Source organism: Erwinia wuhanensis, from assembly GCF_030484085.1.
GTDB lineage: Bacteria > Pseudomonadota > Gammaproteobacteria > Enterobacterales > Enterobacteriaceae > Erwinia > Erwinia aeris.
Genome location: NZ_JAUJUH010000003.1, coordinates 278,583 through 295,685 on the forward strand (window position 1 = coordinate 278,583; position 17,103 = coordinate 295,685).

At 55.4% G+C, this 17,103-nt stretch carries 19 protein-coding genes; 4 read left to right on the plus strand and 15 right to left on the minus strand.

Going from position 1 to position 17,103, the window contains the following annotated elements; translation table 11 throughout:
* Positions 1-2 precede the first annotated feature (2 nt).
* The 8 genes from QZH36_RS09035 to QZH36_RS09070 all read right to left on the minus strand — a co-directional run bounded on the left by QZH36_RS09035 (position 3) and on the right by QZH36_RS09070 (position 8,262).
* Positions 3-2,471, minus strand: a complete 2,469-nt coding sequence (locus tag QZH36_RS09035; RefSeq protein ID WP_301730017.1) for an insulinase family protein — start codon at positions 2,469-2,471, stop codon at positions 3-5.
* Positions 2,468-3,601 carry a pyrroloquinoline quinone biosynthesis protein PqqE gene (pqqE, locus tag QZH36_RS09040; RefSeq protein WP_253458351.1) on the minus strand — a complete coding sequence of 378 codons (1,134 nt, stop codon included), beginning with the start codon at positions 3,599-3,601 and terminating at the stop codon, positions 2,468-2,470. Before pqqE ends, QZH36_RS09035 begins: the two co-directional genes overlap by 4 nt.
* The gene (pqqD, locus tag QZH36_RS09045) at positions 3,588-3,872 is read right to left on the minus strand and encodes a pyrroloquinoline quinone biosynthesis peptide chaperone PqqD (RefSeq protein WP_125287256.1); all 285 of its coding nucleotides are present in this window, start codon (positions 3,870-3,872) and stop codon (positions 3,588-3,590) included. Before pqqD ends, pqqE begins: the two co-directional genes overlap by 14 nt.
* Positions 3,872-4,624, minus strand: a complete 753-nt coding sequence (gene pqqC / locus QZH36_RS09050) for a pyrroloquinoline-quinone synthase PqqC (protein WP_253458354.1) — start codon at positions 4,622-4,624, stop codon at positions 3,872-3,874. The genes pqqD and pqqC overlap by 1 nt, the downstream gene beginning before the upstream one ends.
* Before the next feature lie 7 nt (positions 4,625-4,631).
* Entirely contained in the window at positions 4,632-5,543 is a 912-nt protein-coding gene (gene pqqB, locus QZH36_RS09055) for a pyrroloquinoline quinone biosynthesis protein PqqB (protein WP_301730018.1), read from the minus strand.
* A gap of 52 nt (positions 5,544-5,595) precedes the next feature.
* Positions 5,596-5,667, minus strand: coding sequence for a pyrroloquinoline quinone precursor peptide PqqA (gene pqqA / locus QZH36_RS09060; RefSeq protein ID WP_071789594.1), 72 nt, complete (start codon positions 5,665-5,667; stop codon positions 5,596-5,598).
* A 154-nt stretch (positions 5,668-5,821) separates the two neighbouring features.
* Positions 5,822-6,862: a dipeptidase gene (locus QZH36_RS09065; RefSeq protein ID WP_301730019.1), complete on the minus strand. Its 1,041-nt coding sequence runs from the start codon at positions 6,860-6,862 to the stop codon at positions 5,822-5,824.
* 440 nt (positions 6,863-7,302) lie between these two features.
* Positions 7,303-8,262: an AraC family transcriptional regulator gene (locus tag QZH36_RS09070; RefSeq protein WP_301250612.1), complete on the minus strand. Its 960-nt coding sequence runs from the start codon at positions 8,260-8,262 to the stop codon at positions 7,303-7,305.
* 107 nt (positions 8,263-8,369) lie between these two features.
* Between QZH36_RS09070 and QZH36_RS09075 the strand changes: the two genes are divergently transcribed.
* Complete coding sequence (locus tag QZH36_RS09075; RefSeq protein ID WP_301730020.1) at positions 8,370-9,545, plus strand: MFS transporter; 1,176 nt, start codon at positions 8,370-8,372, stop codon at positions 9,543-9,545.
* Between the two features lie 117 nt (positions 9,546-9,662).
* On the opposite strand, the gene QZH36_RS09080 is transcribed toward QZH36_RS09075, so the two are convergent.
* The 3 genes from QZH36_RS09080 to QZH36_RS09090 form a co-directional block, all read right to left on the minus strand.
* A complete protein-coding gene (locus tag QZH36_RS09080; protein WP_253458365.1) occupies positions 9,663-9,851 on the minus strand; it encodes a YjfB family protein in 189 nt (62 codons plus the stop codon).
* A gap of 450 nt (positions 9,852-10,301) precedes the next feature.
* Positions 10,302-10,739 (minus strand): Shiga toxin A subunit, encoded by a 438-nt coding sequence (locus QZH36_RS09085; RefSeq protein WP_301730021.1) that lies wholly within the window; start codon positions 10,737-10,739, stop codon positions 10,302-10,304.
* Positions 10,736-11,098, minus strand: a complete 363-nt coding sequence (locus tag QZH36_RS09090; RefSeq protein WP_301730022.1) for a tlde1 domain-containing protein — start codon at positions 11,096-11,098, stop codon at positions 10,736-10,738. Before QZH36_RS09090 ends, QZH36_RS09085 begins: the two co-directional genes overlap by 4 nt.
* A gap of 1,066 nt (positions 11,099-12,164) precedes the next feature.
* Here QZH36_RS09090 and QZH36_RS09095 point away from each other — a divergent pair.
* Positions 12,165-12,530 (plus strand): phage holin family protein, encoded by a 366-nt coding sequence (locus QZH36_RS09095; RefSeq protein WP_301730023.1) that lies wholly within the window; start codon positions 12,165-12,167, stop codon positions 12,528-12,530.
* Positions 12,531-12,960: 430 nt separating this feature from the next.
* Here the strand turns inward: QZH36_RS09095 and QZH36_RS09100 are convergent, their stop codons facing one another.
* Entirely contained in the window at positions 12,961-13,542 is a 582-nt protein-coding gene (locus QZH36_RS09100) for a DUF4142 domain-containing protein (RefSeq protein WP_301730024.1), read from the minus strand.
* A gap of 609 nt (positions 13,543-14,151) precedes the next feature.
* Between QZH36_RS09100 and QZH36_RS09105 the strand changes: the two genes are divergently transcribed.
* Positions 14,152-15,195, plus strand: a complete 1,044-nt coding sequence (locus QZH36_RS09105; protein ID WP_253458375.1) for an NAD-dependent epimerase/dehydratase family protein — start codon at positions 14,152-14,154, stop codon at positions 15,193-15,195.
* A gap of 87 nt (positions 15,196-15,282) precedes the next feature.
* On the opposite strand, the gene QZH36_RS09110 is transcribed toward QZH36_RS09105, so the two are convergent.
* The 3 genes from QZH36_RS09110 to QZH36_RS09120 all read right to left on the minus strand — a co-directional run bounded on the left by QZH36_RS09110 (position 15,283) and on the right by QZH36_RS09120 (position 16,469).
* Positions 15,283-15,516, minus strand: coding sequence for an ATP-binding cassette domain-containing protein (locus QZH36_RS09110; RefSeq protein ID WP_301730025.1), 234 nt, complete (start codon positions 15,514-15,516; stop codon positions 15,283-15,285).
* A gap of 202 nt (positions 15,517-15,718) precedes the next feature.
* Complete coding sequence (locus QZH36_RS09115) at positions 15,719-15,958, minus strand: hypothetical protein (RefSeq protein WP_253458380.1); 240 nt, start codon at positions 15,956-15,958, stop codon at positions 15,719-15,721.
* Entirely contained in the window at positions 15,927-16,469 is a 543-nt protein-coding gene (locus QZH36_RS09120; RefSeq protein WP_301730026.1) for a hypothetical protein, read from the minus strand. The genes QZH36_RS09115 and QZH36_RS09120 overlap by 32 nt, the downstream gene beginning before the upstream one ends.
* A 281-nt stretch (positions 16,470-16,750) precedes the next feature.
* On the opposite strand from QZH36_RS09120, the gene QZH36_RS09125 reads away from it, so the two are divergent.
* Positions 16,751-17,065, plus strand: a complete 315-nt coding sequence (locus QZH36_RS09125) for a DUF6678 family protein (protein ID WP_301730027.1) — start codon at positions 16,751-16,753, stop codon at positions 17,063-17,065.
* Positions 17,066-17,103: the final 38 nt, after the last annotated feature.

Consider the following 17,103-nt stretch of genomic DNA (forward strand, 5'->3'; position numbering starts at 1 on the left):
CTTTAGGCGCTGTTGCTCAGCCGCCACCAGCGGGCGCAACTGGCGGTCAGCTGTCGATAAGCCTGACGTAGCCGATCGGGCGAGGGCCGGGCAAAACTGAACGGCAGGTTAAGCTGCTGATAGAGCCAGTGAGCGGTAATGTGCTCGCGGTTTTTCGGCACGCTTTCGGACAGGGCAGGCAGCAATGACAGCCAGCTGGCGGCAAGCGTTTCGGTGGTCTGGCTATCTACCGTTGCCGCCATATCGGCGATAAACCGATCGATATGTCCGAACAGTTCTGCCGTGCTTAAAGCGGGTGATTGCAGCGCAAACAGCAGGCCGGCCTGTCCGGCGGTCTGATGAAAACGGCAGCTGACCACGTAGCCGACGTTGGCCTCGACCCGCAGCCGTTGAAAAAAGCGCGGCTCAAACAGCGTGGCGAGCAGCTGCCAGCTGGCAAAGCAGACCGCGCTGGCCTCGGCGAGCGGGCAGAACACCAACACCGCCGCATCACGGCTTGCCGTCGGGCAGGAATAGTGCGGCTGCGTGGGGAAAACGTGCGGCGGTGACTGCGTCGGTTCGACCGCGCCCGGCAGTTTGGTCAGCAGCTGCGCCAGGCCTGCTGCGCTGTTGACCGCGCCGCCGTAAAGCGTGGCCTGCCAGCGTAGCGCCGACAGCGCATCCGCTGACGTGCTGTTCAGCAAATCGGGCAGGTGCGCCAGCAGACAGCGGATGGCGATATCGTCAGCCTGCTGCGCCTGATAAAAAAGCCGTTCGCCAAAAGCCTGGGTGGCGGCTGGCGGATCCGTCAGCGCCTGTATGGCCCGATCCAGCGTAGCGGCCAGTAATGCATCTTGACCGCTGAGCCGCAGCTGCCACAGACCGTGCTGGCGGGAAAAGGCCAGCTCGCCGCCGCCGTGCAGCGCATCGCCCATCGCGGGCTGAAGCGCGGCCTCGATCAGCGCGGCGGTACGTCGATCTGGCAGAAGGCCAGGCTGGACGCTAAGCAGCAGCGTTGGTTCGACCGGCGCGGCAACCAACGCCAGCGCGCTTTTCGCTACCGGTAACGCGGGCGTGACGGGCGTGGAGGCTGGCGAGTAGAAATGCAGGGCGGGCGGCGTTTCCGGCTCCGGCTCCGCCTGCGGCCAGTCGATAGCCGCCAGCCGTAGCGTAAAGCCCTGCGCGCGGACGGACGGCGCGCTGACCGCAGGCGATACCCACAGCCGGCTGAGGCTTTGCGGCAGGGGTAGCGGCGTGGTCGACTGCGCAGGCGGAAAACCCAGCGCCAGATCGCGTAGCTGGTCGAGAGGAGAAAGCTGGCTGAAACGCCGCTGCGTGAGGCTGGCATAGTGCGCCCGCTGCTGCTGCGTCAGGCCAGAAAGCTGCGCCAGCCAGCGGCGGAACAGCGCTTCTATACGGGCGCACTGCGCCAGCTGAAGGCCGCTCAGCTGAAAGCGCACGCTGGCTACCGACTGCCGCGCGCTGCGGTAAGGCTCCAGCAGCGAAATATCGTCGCACAGCCCCTGTTCGCGCAGCGTCGCCAGCAAACTGCCTGACGCTTTGTCGGTCAGCAGCTCGCGCAGCAGCGTCAGGCTGGCGGGCTGCGGGTCGTTGAGGAGAAAACTCAGCTGGAGATGCTGCGCTGCGGCGCTTTGCAGCGCAAAAGCCCGCTGTGGGGCCAGCCGTAACAGCGGCGGCGCGGCAGGCAAGGTTTCTGCGCGAGCAAAAGCCCTTGGTGCGGTCGGCCGTAACAGCGGCGGCGCGGCAGGCGCGGTTTCTGCGCGAGCAAAAGCCCTTGTTGCGGTCGGCTGTAACAGCGGCGGCGCGGCAGGCACGGTTTCTGCACGAGCAAAAGCCGCCGCGGCCTCTTCGGCCATGGCTTCCAGCTCCTGCAGCGGCTGCGGGCCGCTCAGCCAGAGTTCCAGATTGCCGGTATGGAACCAGCATTGATGCCAGTCCCGCAGCGCCTGCTGGAGCGCGACCGCGTCGTCGCCGAAATGGCGCTGGCTGCCGACGTGAAAATCGTGCAGGGGATGGGGCGCGGCGAAGGCCTGGCTCAGCGCCGCCTCGCACAGCGTCGGGCCATGGCTTTGCAGCATCCGATACTCCGCCTCGATCGCGGCCGCTTCTGCGGTAATCGCCTCGGTAGCCAGCAGCGGGCGCGCCAGCATATCAGACAGCCTGCACAGCGCCTGCCCCAGCCGCTCGGGAGCGATCTCCACAAACCAGGCGGTGAAATGTGCCTGAGTGGTGGCGTTAAGCCGCGCGCCGTGGGCGGGCGCCCAGGCCATCAGCCGCTGCTCCTGCTGATAACCGGCGCTGCCGGCGAACAGCACATGCTCCAGCAGATGCGCCAGGCCCGGCCAGCGTGCGGGTTCGTCAAGGCTACCGGCGGAAAGCCGGAACAGCGCCGCCGCCCGCGCGGCTTCCGGCTCGTGGATCAGCGTGATCCGCAGGCCGTTTGCTACGCGGGAAGAGGAATGACCGTTCACGCTTCGGTTTTAAAGATCAGCTGTGAATTGGTGCGGTTGCGGAACTGCAGCTGGCTGATTTGAATATTGCTGCAGTTGGCCTGCTCACGCGCCTCAAGGATCTGGCCATGATGCGGCGATTTGGCGCAGACGGGATCGGCATTGTCCGCGTTGCCGGTCAGCATAAAGGCCTGGCAGCGGCAGCCGCCGAAATCCTTCTCTTTTTCAGAGCACGAGCGGCAGGGTTCCGGCATCCAGTCGAAGCCGCGATATTTGTTAAAGCCGAACGAGTCGTACCAGATTTCCTGGAGCGTATGCTCCAGCACCGATGGGAAGGCGATCGGCAGCTGGCGCGCGCTGTGGCACGGCAGCGCCATGCCTTCCGGCGTCACGCTCAGGAAAATCGCGCCCCAGCCGCCCATACAGCCTTTCGGCCGCTCTTCATAGTAGTCGGGCGTCACGAACAGCAGGTTAGCGAAGTTGCTGTTGTCCTTCATTTTTTCGCGGTAGCGCTGCACCACAGCTTCGGCGCTGGCGATCTGCTCGCGGGTAGGCAGCAGGCCCTCGCGGTTCAGCTGCGCCCAGCCGTAAAACTGGCAGGTCGCCAGCTCGACGTCGTCGGCCTCCAGCTCGATCGCCAGTTCAATAATGCGATCGATCTGGTCGATGTTATGGCGATGCAGCACAAAGTTCAGCACCATCGGGTAGCCGTGCGCCTTGACCGCTTTCGCCATCGCCAGCTTTTGCTGGAAGGCTTTTTGCGATCCCGCCAGCGCCGCGTTCAGCGTCTCGTCGCTTGCCTGGAAGCTGATCTGGATATGATCGAGACCCGCTTCGGCAAAGGCGTCGATCTTTTTCTCGGTCAGGCCAATGCCGGAGGTGATCAGGTTGGTGTAAAAACCCAGATCCCGCGCGGCACGGATCAGCTCGGGCAGATCTTTACGCACCAGCGGCTCGCCGCCGGAAAAGCCCAGCTGGACGGCGCCCATCTGGCGGGCCTGTTTAAAAACTTCTATCCATTGCGCCGTGGTCAGCTCCTGCTCCTGCCGGGCGAAATCCAGCGGGTTTGAGCAGTAGGGGCACTGCAACGGACAGCGATAGGTCAGCTCCGCCAGCAGCCAGAGCGGCGGATTAGGCTTAAGCGAGTTCACGGAAAATTATCCACTTCTGTTCGACGGCCTGCATAAAAAACGCTTTGACGTCCTCATCCACGCCGCCCGCATCGGGAAAACGAGCGTTCAGTTCGGCAATCAGCGCGGCAAGCGGGCGTTTACCGTCCACCAGCTGCAAAATCGCGGTGGCGCTCTCGTTCAGCTTCGCCATGCCTTCCGGGTACAGGATCACGTGGCAATCCTGCGTCGGCTCCCACTGCAGGCGGTAGCCACGGCGAAACGCAGGTATCTGCTGGTCGTTAAGGGTCATTACAGCAATCTCTCTTTATGCCAGACGGGCTGGTCGGTCACGGTATGGTAAGGCGGACGATGCAGCGCGTAGGCCAGGGTCATAGCGTCCAGCATACTCCACAGAATATCCAGCTTGAACTGCAAAATAGACAGCATACGCTGCTGCTGTTCGGCCGTGGTGAAGTAGTCCAGCGCCAGCGCCAGCCCGTGCTCGACGTCGCGGTTAGCCTGGCTCAGGCGGCCGCGAAAATAGCCGTAGCCTTCGGCTTCGATCCACTTATAGTGCTGTGGCCAGCTGTCCAGGCGCGACTGGTGGATTTCCGGCGCAAACAGCTCGGTCAGCGAGCTACAGGCCGCTTCCTGCCATACCGCGCGGCGGGCGAAGTTAACGTAAGCATCCACGGCGAAACGCACGCCGGGCAGCACCATCTCTTCCGACAGCAGCGTCTCGCGCTTGAGGCCGACCGCTTCGCCCAGGCGCAGCCAGGCTTCAATCCCGCCTTCGCTGCCCTGATGACCGTCGTGATCCAGAATACGCTGTACCCACTTGCGGCGCGTCTGCGGATCCGGGCAGTTCGCCATAATGGCGGCGTCCTTCAGCGGAATACTGGTCTGGTAGTAAAAACGGTTCGCCACCCACCCCTGGATCTGCTCACGCGTCGCCTGGCCGTTGTGCATGGCGATATGGTAAGGATGATGGATATGGTAATAAGCGCCTTTGGCGCGTAGCGCCTGCTCGAACGCTTCGCGCGTCATGGGAGTCTGTTGCATGATTTTCTCACAGGTCGATACGCATACCGTCCCAGCTGACTTCGATGCCGTGCTGCGTCAGCGCCTGACGTTCAGCCGACTCTTCATCCAGGATCGGGTTAGTATTGTTGATATGAATAAGGATTTTGCGCTCGGCGGGCAGCGAAGCCAGCAGCGCTATCAGGCCCTGCTCTTCGGCCAGCGCCAGATGGCCCATATCCTTACCGGTATTGCGGCCCACGCCGGTTGTCGCCAGCTCGTTATCCTGCCACAGCGTGCCGTCGATCAGCAGGCAGTCGGCTTTTTGCAACCAGCCCAATAGCTCGCTGTCCGGCTCGCCCAGACCGGGCGCATACATCAGCGTTTTTCCGCTGCGGGTATCTTCAATAAACAGCGCGACATTGTGGCCGGGCAGCGGTCTGCCGCGATACTGCGAATAGGGCGGCGCGTTGCTGAGCAGCGGGATGGCGGTAAACCGCAGCGCCGGACAGACCGCCACGGAGAAAGGTTCGCCGGGCTGAATCGCGTGATGCACCAGGCCGCCGTTCCAGTGCGAAAGCATGGTAAAGATGGGGAAACCGGTGGTGAGATCGTCGTGTACTTCCGGCGTGCACCAGACCTGATGCGGACAGCCCTCGCGCAGGCTCAGCAGGCCGGTGGTGTGATCGATCTGACTGTCGGTCAGGATAATCGAGCCGATAACGGTGCCGCGCAGGACGTCTTTCTTATTCAGCGCGGGCGTGGCGGCGATCTGATGAGCGATATCCGGCGAGGCGTTGCACAGCACAAAATCGACGCCGTCGTCGCTGATGGCGATGGAAGATTGCGTACGCGCCGACGTTTTCAGCGTGCCGTTACGCACGCCCTGACAGTTTCGGCAGTTGCAGTTCCACTGGGGAAAACCGCCGCCGGCCGCAGAGCCAAGAACGTTAATTTGCATGTGTAGACCAGAAAAAAAGAGAGGAAATGCCCACCTGAGTGGGCATAAGGGCTTAGCGGTTGGAGATGTACAGCGTCACTTCCAGGCCTAAGCGTAAATCAACAAACGTTGGTTTAGTCCACATAGCGGAGCTCCTCATGGTGTTAAGGGAAAAATCTGCCCGTTAAGTTCGGCAGGTAAACAGCTTATTGTCAAATATCGCCCTGCGGCGGCGCAAATGTTGCACCTGTGTCACAGTGATATCAACCCTGTAAGCCGCAGGGATTAACGGGGGAGCGTTATTCTCCCCAGGTTTTCTTCAGCACACGTAGCCAGTTACGCCAGCAAATCTTATCGATCAGTTCGGGCGAATAGCCCGCCTGCTGCATTAAATCGACCAGCTTCGGCAGTCCGGCCGCGTCGCCCAGTTCGTCCGGCACGCTGATGCCGTCAAAGTCAGAACCGAAGCCGACGCGATCTTCGCCCAGCTTTTCCAACAGCGCATCAAGATGCTGCACAATCTGCGCCAGCGGCGTATCGCTGTCGCGCTTGCCGTCGGCGCGCAGAAACGCATTGCCAAAGTTGACGCCGACAAAGCCGTCGCTCTGCGCAATTGCGGCCAGCTGAGCGTCGGTTAAATTACGCGGCTGCGGGCAAAGCGCATGAACATTGGAATGGGTGGCGACCAGTGGCGCATCGCTGATCTCCGCCACCTGCCAGAAAGATTTCTCATTCATATGCGACAAATCGATCAGCAGCTTTTTCTGATTAAGCACGCGCAGCAGATTGATCCCGACAGGCGTCAGCCCGTCGCCGCTGTCCGGCGAGCCGGGAAAACCGCCGGTCACGCCGGTGCCGAAGCGATTTTGCAGATTCCACAGCGGGCCGACGCTGCGCAGGCCGGCAGCGACCCAGCGGTCAAGCTGGCTGCACTCGTCATCCAGCGCCTCTGCGCCTTCGATATGCAGCACCATCGCCAGCACGCCCTGCGCGATACAGCGCTCGATCTCGCTGGCGTTGCGGCAGATACGGGCCTGCCCGGCTGAGCGATCGGCAATCTGATGCAGCAGGGCTATCTGCGCTTCGGTAATCGCCAGCGGATCGTGATCCTCTTCCTGCCAGACCGTATTGCTTTGCTTCACGTACTGCGCTGGCGGCACAAACACCGCAAACAGGCCGCCGGCAAAGCCGCCCTGGCGCATTCGCGGCATATCCAGGTGACCGTGCATCGTGCCGTGCAGGAAATCCGCCACGGCATCGCCTGTTTCCTGCATCCACAGGCGCAGCAGAAGATCGTTATGGCCGTCAAAAACGGGTTGAGCAGAGGTCAATAGCGTCATTGTTATGAATCAGAAGGTACATTGTTAAATAAATGATACCTCAAAGCGCCGTGCCGGGCCTGCTGAAAAGTGCGGTTATGGCGCTAAAACGCATTAAACGGCAGGGAAAAGTGTAAAGAATTGCGGTAAGGGTAAAGAGGATGTTGGAGAGGACAGGGAAGAACAAAGCTGCCGATGAGTGCCGCCTACGGTGTTAAAGCTCTTGACGTATAAATCTCAGCAGTTGTTCATTCACTCCCTTCGGGCTTCTGGCGCGCTGATATGCCGCACGATAAGGCGGTGGCGGTTGAGCAAATCCGCCCTTCGCTGACCGGACGCGGCCTGACCCGCTCGCCAAAAGACAGTATGCAGCCGTCGGTTAAAAACCTGGGCGACAGCGTGATGGATAGGGTACGCCTCCTGTTTTTTGTAGTATGCAGGAAGGAGCCGCTTACAGGCCGTCAGGCCTGCTGCTCCGCTCTTCGGCTCTCTTCCGCCCGCAGGGCGCCCGGCGTGGTGCCGGTGGTGCGCTTAAACGCCCGGCTGAAAGCGGCCAGCGAGCCGTAGCCCAGCCGCCAGGCAACGCTCTCTATCGCTTCGCCGTCGCGGCCAATCCACTGCGCCGCCAGCTGCATACGCAAATTGGTCAGATAGCGTACCGGCGTCATGCCGGTGACCGCCAGAAAGCGTTCGGCAAAGACCGAGCGCGAGCTGCCCATCTCTGCCGCCAGCTGCGCAACCGTCCAGTTTTTGCCGGGATCGCGGTGTAGCGCCACCAGCGCTTTGCCTAACTTAGGATCGCGCAGCGCCTCCAGCCAGCCGCCCGCCGCGCCACAGCCCGATTCCACCCAGCCGCGTACGATAAACGCCGCGACCACATCCGCCAGCCGCGCCAGGATGCCCGCATAGCCCGCTCTTTTGCCCAGCGATTCCCGCTCCATCGCTTCCAGCATCGGCTGCACTTCCGGATATTTATGGATCAGCGTATCCGCCAGCAGCACTTCCGGCATCGAGCCGATCAGCATCTGCATACCGCCCAGGTCGAACTCCATACAGCCGCTGAATATCAGCGTGGTTTCTTCGGTGGACGCGCAGTCTTTAATACAGCAGACGTTGCCGCAAACCGGCGTGGTATTGAAAGCGCGGATGTCCTTGCAGGCCACATCGGGCGAGGAGAGCAGCACATGATCGCTGCCGTGCGGCAGCAGCAGCGCATCGCCCGTATTCAGGGTGCGCAGCTGGCCGTTCTGCGTCCGCAGCAGCACCGGGCCGCGGCTGACGAAGTGGAACTGCGCGCGGCCCGGCGCTTTAACAAAGCCAACGCCAAACGGCGCGGCGAGTTCGATACGCCGATACTGTAGCCCCAGCAGGCGCATCCCGTAGAGCAGCTCGCTGGTGAGATCGTGGCCTTCTGTGGTCATGGCAGCGCTTCCCGGACGATTAATCAATAATGACGGATTTTACATCATAGACCATCCGACACCAGCGCTTTAATCTTGCTGCCATCGAACGATTAAAGAGATTTTCTATGACAACACCAATAAAGCCTCAGTGGGGAGCCGTGTTCTCTATGGCGCTGGGCGTATTTGGCCTGGTAACCGCCGAGTTCCTGCCCGCCAGCCTGTTAACGCCGATGGCGGCCAGCCTGGGCGTGACGGAAGGCATGACCGGCCAGGCGGTGACCGTGACGGCCATTTTCGCGTTGGTAACCAGTTTCTTCAGCGCTTCCCTGACCAGCAAGCTGGATCGCCGTGGCGTGATGTTGCTGTTTTCCGTAATGCTGATCGTTTCTAACCTGCTGGTCGCCTTCGCGCCGAACCTGACCTTTATTCTGGCGGGACGAGTGATTTTAGGTATTGCCATCGGCGGCTTCTGGACGCTGGCGGCGGCAACCGCTATGCGGCTGGTGCCGGAAGCGATGATCCCGCGCGCGCTCTCCATTGTTTTTAGCGGCGTGTCGGTTGCTACCATCGTTGCGGCGCCGATGGGCAGCTATTTCGGTCATCTGATCGGCTGGCGTAACGTGTTTGTCGCTGCGGCGGCCATCGGCGTGCTGGCGCTGGGCTGGCAGCTGGCGGCATTGCCAAAAATGCCGCCTAATCCGCTGGCTAAAAACAGCTCGATCCTGTCGTTGATTAAGCGTCCGGGCATGCAGACCGCGCTGCTGGCGATTATTCTGGTTTTCTCCGGCCATTTCGCCTTCTTTACCTATCTGCGACCTTTCCTGGAGAGCGTAACCGGCGTGGACGTCAACGGGCTTTCCGCTATTCTGCTGGGCTTTGGCGTGGCGAACTTCGCCGGTACGCTGCTGGCGGGCCTGCTGCTGGAGCGTAATCTGCATCTGACGCTGATCGGCATGCCGCTGGCGATGGGGCTGATGGGCGTGGCGCTGGTGGGATTAGGTTCCGCGCCGGTGATGGACGCGCTGCTAGTCGCGCTGTGGGGCATGGCGTTTGGCGCCGTGCCGGTTGCCTGGTCAACGTGGATCACCCGCACCATGCCGGAAGAGGCGGAAAGCGGCGGCGGTTTGCTGGTGGCGGCTATTCAGCTGGCTATCACTATCGGCGCAGCGGCCGGCGGTATGATCTTTAACGTTACCGGCGCTAAAGGCGTGTTTATGGGTAGCGCGCTGCTGTTATTGCTGGCGACCATGACCATCTTTATGGCGCTGCGCGTGAAAGCACCCGTGCAGGACGGCGTATAAAACAAGCCGGTGCGGTAGCTGATGCCGATCGGTTAATGATGCTGTAGTGGTGCAGAAATCCGGAAACTTCCTGTTTCCGGATTTTTTTTACGTCGTGCTCAGGATTGTTGCCGCTAATCAGGCGGTGGTATTGATGTTGCGACCGACTGCGGGGTTGGCAGGTAACTGAGGGATGGAATCAATGATCCCGGCCGCCACAGACTGCTGATTATCCAGGGCTTTCTTTAGTACGAGCGTGCTTACTTTGTTACCGAGTTCCATGTTATCAAGGCCGGTAGCCAGTGATGCAATTTGTGATACATCCATCTTGCTCTCCTGATTAATATGACTGCCCAAAGGGTAAAAAAGGCTTTCAGAAGCCTGAAAAAGCTATCGGCATTTGAGCGCAAATCTTTAGCGATACCCTGCGGAGCAGGCATGGCGGCGTGGTGCGGGCGCGTCTTGTTTATAGCGGCCTGAAAGCGTTGCGTGGTGAGGTTTTGCTGGTTGTTAAGCCGCAGGCAGCCAGCTGGGTAAATGCCTGGTCGTGCTGTCGAAGTTGGCGTTTGAGGCGTATTGCCGTTCGGCGGCCACAACCGCCTGGTGCTCAAATGCTGGTATCAGAGCTGAACCAATCGTCCTGGCCACGCAACGGAAAGCCTTTTTTGAAAAGCTGGTGGCGAAATGTGAGATCAAAGAAAGCTATGCTGACACACAGTTCAGAAATGTGACGCGTTAATGGTAAAAAGCCCCTGCGCCAATACACAGGGGCAATAATCAAAACTCGCGCTTGACAATAATATAACCATTAAAATTGACAGAGCACTCGTCATCATTAATTAATAGCGAAGCTAAAGTGACAATGTGTTTATTTTTGTGGTTAATATAATCATACTTTACAATTATATTTTTAGCATTACTTTCCATAAACATTTGTTTTCCTTTATCGAGCGAAAAAAAATGTGTTGATTCTGTACTATAGTTCTTTCTTGCCAGAGTTTCAGCAAGCTCAGGCGTTACATTGTTAGTACTCAGGAGTGACAACTTTGTTTTATCAACTAAAATGTCACTTTCTTTGATATCTAAATCTGCAACAAGAGCATCGGTCATACTTACCCCGACGTTTCTGTTAATATCAAGGCATGATTCAGGTGTTACGCCCGCAGATGCATTAGCACAGATAATAAAGGTAAAAAGAGCGGAGTTTTTTATCATTTCACAATTAACTCCTGATCATGACTTTCAGCAATCTTTTTCCTGTCATATAACCTGGTAACAATACAACCGTTAGATGCTGTCCCTTTACCATTATCACCATGAATAAGGAAACCATCCCGGTCACACATGCTATTCCCTGGATGAGAAGTTAAACGTATGACATGTTTCCCCGCTTTTGGATGCGTGGCTTGCATTCGCCCAATATGGTATTTGCCTCGAGGCAGAGGGCCTTTAAATTTAACGCATTCAAATGCTACATCATCTTTATACCCCGGCGTACCAGCATACATAGCCTTAAACTGGAACTTACCATTCAGGTAAAAAGATTTAGTCATCACTTCATAAACCCATGTCATTGTTACTCTCCTTGTTTACACCAACTGTTGATTTACTCCTGCAACATGCATTTTAAACAGAATTCATTTACTGGTTTCTATAGCAGATAAAGAAAATTGAAGGATCTTATAACAATAATCAAAAGAGGGATTGATTTTGTCCGAAATTGGCATAGTATCTCTCCAAAGTAGGATTTCTGTGCATACGCCACTTACGAATTGCAAACCTCGCCACGGCGGGGTTTTTTGCTGTTAGCCCTGTGGCAAACGCGGCATACAATTATCACTGTGATGCTTCAGTCCACTTTTAACATTACTCTTTTAATTTGTGATGGTGCTCAACCTTTTTTGTTTTTTTATTTAATTGTCGCTCCAAAAATTTCTTAATTTATTTTTATTAAAAGTATAACTTTCTGTATATATTGTTTTTATTGTAGTTTTAGGTAAATGGTTACATAGATTGACGAATCCCTGACAAAAGAGTAAACCTGTTTATGCCTTATCAAGAAGCAAATGGTGGGGCATATATTTAGGTTGATAATTGGAGGGATGATAGCCGGATCATTGGGCGGTTTGGCTGGTATAGCCGTAGGGCTGGCTGGTGGCGTTATCTCTGGTGGATGTTTCAAGAATAGCGGCAACGGCGGAGGCGGTGGTTCCGGTTCAAACAATTCAAATTGTTTTGGCGACTCTTGTTCCTTTTAAGGGCGCTTAAAGTGAAAGTGAAAGAGAAATTGATTTACTGCCTCGCTATTTTTTTTGGGGTGCTTCTGGCATCATCGCTATTGAGTGGTGCAAAGGTAATGTTTACTAATTGGTATGCATTCCCTGAAGAAATATCACGCTTCAGTATAATGATGATTTGCTATATTGGTGTGGTTAAATTTATTCATTTTATTTTTTCTATCTTGATTAAGAAATAAATGTAATTCATATAACAAATTTCACTTTAAATATTATATTATATGGCCGCCAGGTGCGGCCTTTTCAATGCTTGTTAAAATGGCTATTTGTTTATAAAAGGAAAACTTTCCACGTATATATTGCAGGCTTACTTCGGCGGGCCTTTTTTATTTAAAGTTTTTATATGACAGAACAGTTAAGCACCGGTGCAACCTCCGGATCAGTCGCTGGCTGGGGGCTCATTACTTCCGCGCTGGCAGGTTTTATAACGTCAGTAGATTATTCAATCACATTCGGAGCACTTGCGGACGCGATCTGTTTTGTCGTCACCGGGCTAATCCTTTTTTATGGCAATTTTGCGCTGCTTTGGCTTTTCGGGCATTACAAGGCGTCGGCATGGCAGGCCACAGCCGTGAACCTAAGCAAATGGCGACGCAGCAAATATAAATACTCAATAGATTTACAGCGGCTTTTGCATATTTTTTCCACGAAAGGCCGGCCGCAAAATACGTTGGTAGCGTCAAATATGAAAAACCACACGCTTGCCTGAAAGCAGCTCTACGTCCAGGGCGGTTTTGTGATAAAAGAGGGCGCCTTTTGTAACCGCTTATACGGGGTTATGGTGACAGGCAGTAATATGAGCCGATCCCGGCTGTATTTACTGCTTCCAGGCTAGTCGGGGGAAGCTGCGCCAGGATAAGAATTGCTGTCCTGAGCGCATATTTTAGTGATGTCCGTTGGGAGCCAGAAGCGTTCCTTCGCCATGATTCCGTATATCCTGTCGAACAGCTGTCTGGTATTAACACATGCAGTGAACGTCCGTTTGCGACCACGCAGGTGCAAGCATTGAACGGCACGCTTAGAGTAAAGATGCCGCCCGTTCTGCGGCACCAGCAACAATGATGCCTCCGTGCCTTTCAGCGATATGTTGAACAAGGCCCGTGCCTGCTCGAAGGGCAGTCGCCCACTGAACAACCTGTTTACTTACCTGCCGACATCGACATCTGCTGGGCAGACTTCAGGTGCTGCTCAACAACCGGCGTATGCGCGTCGGCCAGGGCCTTCACATCCGCATCCTTAATCTGCATGGCGTCACTTTTTAGCTTCGCCAGCACCATCTTGTGGTCTTTAGTGCCGGCGTTTTCCATATACATCTTGTCAAATGCGTTGCCGCTCTGCTTTTCCAGTTTGGCGGCTATGGCCTTGTGGCTGGCGTCCGGCTCAGTCGGCAGCGTCACGCCCTTTTGCTGGGCGACGGCCTGTACTTTGGTCAAGGCGGCGCCGTGATCTTCGACCATCTGCTGAGCGAATGCTTTGACATCGCTGCTTTGGGCCTTGCTCAGCGCGAGCTTGGCAGCGGCGATTTCATTGATATTGGCCTGCGCCATGTCTTTCACCGCTTTTTCGTCGCCGGCACTGAGTTTGGCGCTCGATCCTGCCTGGCCCGCGGCGACATTCTGCGCGGCGCTCGTTGGCGTCTGGGCCTGCACGCCGACAGTGTTGAACATAGCGGCCACTGCCGATACGGCCAGCAGCATTTTCAGGGTTTTACTCTTTTGCATGTTGTTCTCCTGATGGTCGTGGGTAGGGTGGGTATTTGGGAACTAACCGTGCTCAGATTCGTAGGTAAATTACACCAGCAATGGTCAGTATAGTGGATCATCGGGGCGAGTCAGGGTCTGCAACGAGAACGGCAGCAAATGATGGAGGCAAAAAAGCGGGAATGGCACCTGTGTCACGCGCCAGAAGTTGATAGGGGCGTAGGCGGCAGGCCGGAAAATTCTGTGCTGTAAACGTGTACAGAGAGAAACGTTTCTGTGGCCCTGCGCCTGTTCATCATTGTTTGACTCATTCTGTTATATAGATCACTTTTTAATAACAGCGTTCGGGCACGGCGCCGTTTTCCGGCAGCGGTAAACCCTTTGTATGCTGCTGCCGGGTACCGGCAGGGCCAGAGGCCGAGAGCATAATAAATTTTTGATAAAAATCAGGGTCGTTTTTCGGAAGAGAAGAGCTGTATCGCCCGATTTTTTGCAGAAAAGCTGTCGGCTTTTGGCCTGAATGATGCGTCCGGGACGAGGAAAAGACGATCCGCTCAATTTTCTGCCTGGGCCTGCTGCGCCCGAAAAACGCAGCTACATTTTGTTATCTGAAACCAAGCGGAGAACTGTATGAATAACAAGCACGTATTGCTGGTCGGTGCAAGCGGCGTAGTTGGCTTTGCCGCTCATGATTCCTTCCATAAAGCGGGCTGGCAAATCACGACTCTTGGGCGTTCGCCGCACAGCCCTCATTCTTCTCCTCATATCAGCGCCGACCTGACCTCTTCAGAGGATCTTAAACAACACCGCGAAGCGTTTGAAACGGTGACGCATATCTTTTACGCGGCGTTGCGCCAGGATCCTAATCCGGGCGTGGAAGCGGATATTAATGCGCTGATGTTTGAAAACCTGATCGGCGCAGTGCGCTCGTCAGGCAATGCGTTGCAGCATATTATCTTTATTCAGGGCGGCAAGGTTTATGGCGCTCATCTGGGCGTTTACCGCACCCCGGCACGGGAAGAGGACAGCCGGCATTTTCCGCCTAACCTCTATTTCCGGCATGAAGACTATGCGAAGAAGATTGGCGAGGAAGGTATCGGCTGGACTGCGCTACGCCCGGATATTGTTATCGGCCACTCATTCGGATCGCCCATGAACCTGGGAAATCTGATCGGCGTGTACGGGACGATTTGCCGCGAAACGGGAACCGCTCTGCATTTCCCCGGCCCGGATGACGCCTATCGCAATACGCTGGTGAATATCACCGACAGCCGCATTCTGGGGCAAAGCGCTATCTGGGCTGCCGAAAACGCCAAATTCGGCGCGTTCAATATCACCAATGGCGACGTGTTTCGCTGGTGTCATGTCTGGCCAAAACTGGCTGACTGGTTCGGTGTGCCGGTCGGCGAGGCGCAGCCTGTCTCGCTTAGCGAACGTCTCAGCGGGCTTAAGCCTCTCTGGTCATCCATCGCCGATAAGGCGCAGCTGAAGGAGAAGAATATCGATAAGCTGGCGCTGGGCGGATTTGGTGATTTCATCTTCCATGTGCAGAAAGATGCCATATTTGACGTCACCAAAGCGCGCCGGGAAGGATTTGACGCCATGATCAGGCGCTCCGATGACGTGTTGATCGAGCATCTGGAAGCCATGCGCAGCAGTAAACTTATTCCCTGATATGCAAGGCAGCCCGCCGTCTGGCAGGCTGCCGATCCACTCTTGCGGCTGGCTTTGCAACGGCTGAGTTAATGCCCTGATAATCGCTCAGGAAACGATGCTTACAGAAATGCTGAGGTGTCTGAAAAAGTTGTCAGGTATCGCTTTCTCCAGAATCTGCGCCCAATCCATCAACCAGATAATATCAGCCATATCGCGCCACTTTATCGTGACATCTTCCTGCGCCAGACCGCGCATAACACTGAGCACCTTTCCGACTATCTCCGGAGCAAGCGCTGTGGTCTGGTCATCAAACCGCCTTACCGGTAGCTGCATCGCCACGCATTACTGCTGTCCGGCTGCTATCTGCGCCAGATAAGCGTCTAATCTCTGCCAGAAGCAGGCATTGCTTACAAATATATAGCAACCGGCAAAGTACAAATAACTGATGAGCCAAATGGCTAACTAAGTGCGCAGAATTTTTTTGAAAAAGATAAGTACAGGTTGGAATAGAGCGCATAAAAAAGCCCCTTTCGGGGCTCTTTTATGCGCTATACATCCCCTGCTTCTTTGGGCGACCCCCGCCAAAGACTGAGGAACGTTTAACTCGAAGGCTACTATCACTGGATGCCACATAGCGACCATTGACAATTTTAATCTCGCCGGAAGCAAGCTTCTCTCTCACATCTCGACCTGCTGCTGCCTGCAGACGTTTGCCCATTTCAAGAGTAAGGCGTTCCACTGCGGCGTTGTTAAGGCTGGTAACTTTGAGTTGTGACGACATAACTTCTTCCTCCTGCGTCTATATCGGTATATGCGTTCCAACCGATAAACGGGCTGAACAGCCTGCTTGTACGGTGCCCCTGAAGACCGAGTGCTCGCGAATAAATTACTGAAAGATCAGTGCCTCGCTCATGCTCTCTATCTTCCGCGGCGCTGAAAACATATGCACCTGCATCGCAAATATTATAATGGTCATAAATTATACTTGCAACGTTTTGGAGCACACGCCCACCCGCTAATCCGTCAAACTTAACATGCTTAAAGCCTAAAGGTGAGTCTGTTACCGGGTCAATAGTGTCAAATAGTACTGCCCAGACACTATTGTTCTGTGGGAAACGAAACTGTGGGAACGCATGATTCAACTTTATATGTTTTGATTCTAAATCTGCCAGCGTCGGCAATTCTTGAAAGCCGATCCCGTAGAGTTGCCCGCAATATAAAAACTTGCGATAGACCATCCCTCCCGCCAGAGAGTCATCGAAGGGATCTGGCCACTGTATCCGATTGTTCACCTGGCTTCTCCTTGCCGCAAACTGATAACTATTCAACCAAATGGCAGTAAATTAAACAAAATAAAAGTTACCTAACCCCAATTATTCAGATCCAAAGAAATTTGCTCTTTATAATCCTATGTTAACTATGTATGGAATCACAAATCTTCATTAAATGCTTCTAAATGTGCGCTTTTCGCTCGTAGCATACGGGGAGCGCCTGGCGCCTGTCCACTTAGAGCCAGGGCGTTGCTAACCGCGTAGTATAGTAATCTGTAGGAAGCTGGTGCCTGGAGGTTTAAATGCTTTATAGCTGCATGAATGATACAAAATGGAATGAAATCCGTCTGGCAATGGTGAACATGACATCGCCTCCTTTATGGAAAACAACCTCTCTCGATGGCTATGGATCCGCAGTGGATGGCGAATGGTTTTACCATTTCAACGTGGGCGGCTATTCGGATATCCACTATCTTGATATTTTGACAAATTCAGTTGAGCAGCACGCGGAAGTTGGCGTTATTCTTCGCGCTATTCATCTTCCCGGTATTGAAACTTCAACCGGCTACAGGATTTTTGGATACGCGGATCCGGCCAGCTATATAGGGTATCTTTAGTTGGGCAGCATCAATAAGCGGCCAACGGGATTATTAAT

Bases quoted from the DNA above. Each gene is read 5' to 3' on its own strand.
- pqqD (WP_125287256.1), bottom strand. From the start codon at position 3,872: ATGACCCTTAACGACCAGCAGATACCTGCGTTTCGCCGTGGCTACCGC.
- pqqC (WP_253458354.1), bottom strand. From the start codon at position 4,624: ATGCAACAGACTCCCATGACGCGCGAAGCGTTCGAGCAGGCGCTACGC.
- pqqB (WP_301730018.1), bottom strand. From the start codon at position 5,543: ATGCAAATTAACGTTCTTGGCTCTGCGGCCGGCGGCGGTTTTCCCCAG.
- QZH36_RS09065 (WP_301730019.1), bottom strand. From the start codon at position 6,862: ATGACGCTATTGACCTCTGCTCAACCCGTTTTTGACGGCCATAACGAT.
- QZH36_RS09070 (WP_301250612.1), bottom strand. From the start codon at position 8,262: ATGACCACAGAAGGCCACGATCTCACCAGCGAGCTGCTCTACGGGATG.
- QZH36_RS09075 (WP_301730020.1), top strand. From the start codon at position 8,370: ATGACAACACCAATAAAGCCTCAGTGGGGAGCCGTGTTCTCTATGGCG.
- QZH36_RS09080 (WP_253458365.1), bottom strand. From the start codon at position 9,851: ATGGATGTATCACAAATTGCATCACTGGCTACCGGCCTTGATAACATG.
- QZH36_RS09085 (WP_301730021.1), bottom strand. From the start codon at position 10,739: ATGATAAAAAACTCCGCTCTTTTTACCTTTATTATCTGTGCTAATGCA.
- QZH36_RS09090 (WP_301730022.1), bottom strand. From the start codon at position 11,098: ATGACATGGGTTTATGAAGTGATGACTAAATCTTTTTACCTGAATGGT.
- QZH36_RS09095 (WP_301730023.1), top strand. From the start codon at position 12,165: ATGACAGAACAGTTAAGCACCGGTGCAACCTCCGGATCAGTCGCTGGC.
- QZH36_RS09100 (WP_301730024.1), bottom strand. From the start codon at position 13,542: ATGCAAAAGAGTAAAACCCTGAAAATGCTGCTGGCCGTATCGGCAGTG.
- QZH36_RS09105 (WP_253458375.1), top strand. From the start codon at position 14,152: ATGAATAACAAGCACGTATTGCTGGTCGGTGCAAGCGGCGTAGTTGGC.
- QZH36_RS09115 (WP_253458380.1), bottom strand. From the start codon at position 15,958: ATGTCGTCACAACTCAAAGTTACCAGCCTTAACAACGCCGCAGTGGAA.
- QZH36_RS09125 (WP_301730027.1), top strand. From the start codon at position 16,751: ATGCTTTATAGCTGCATGAATGATACAAAATGGAATGAAATCCGTCTG.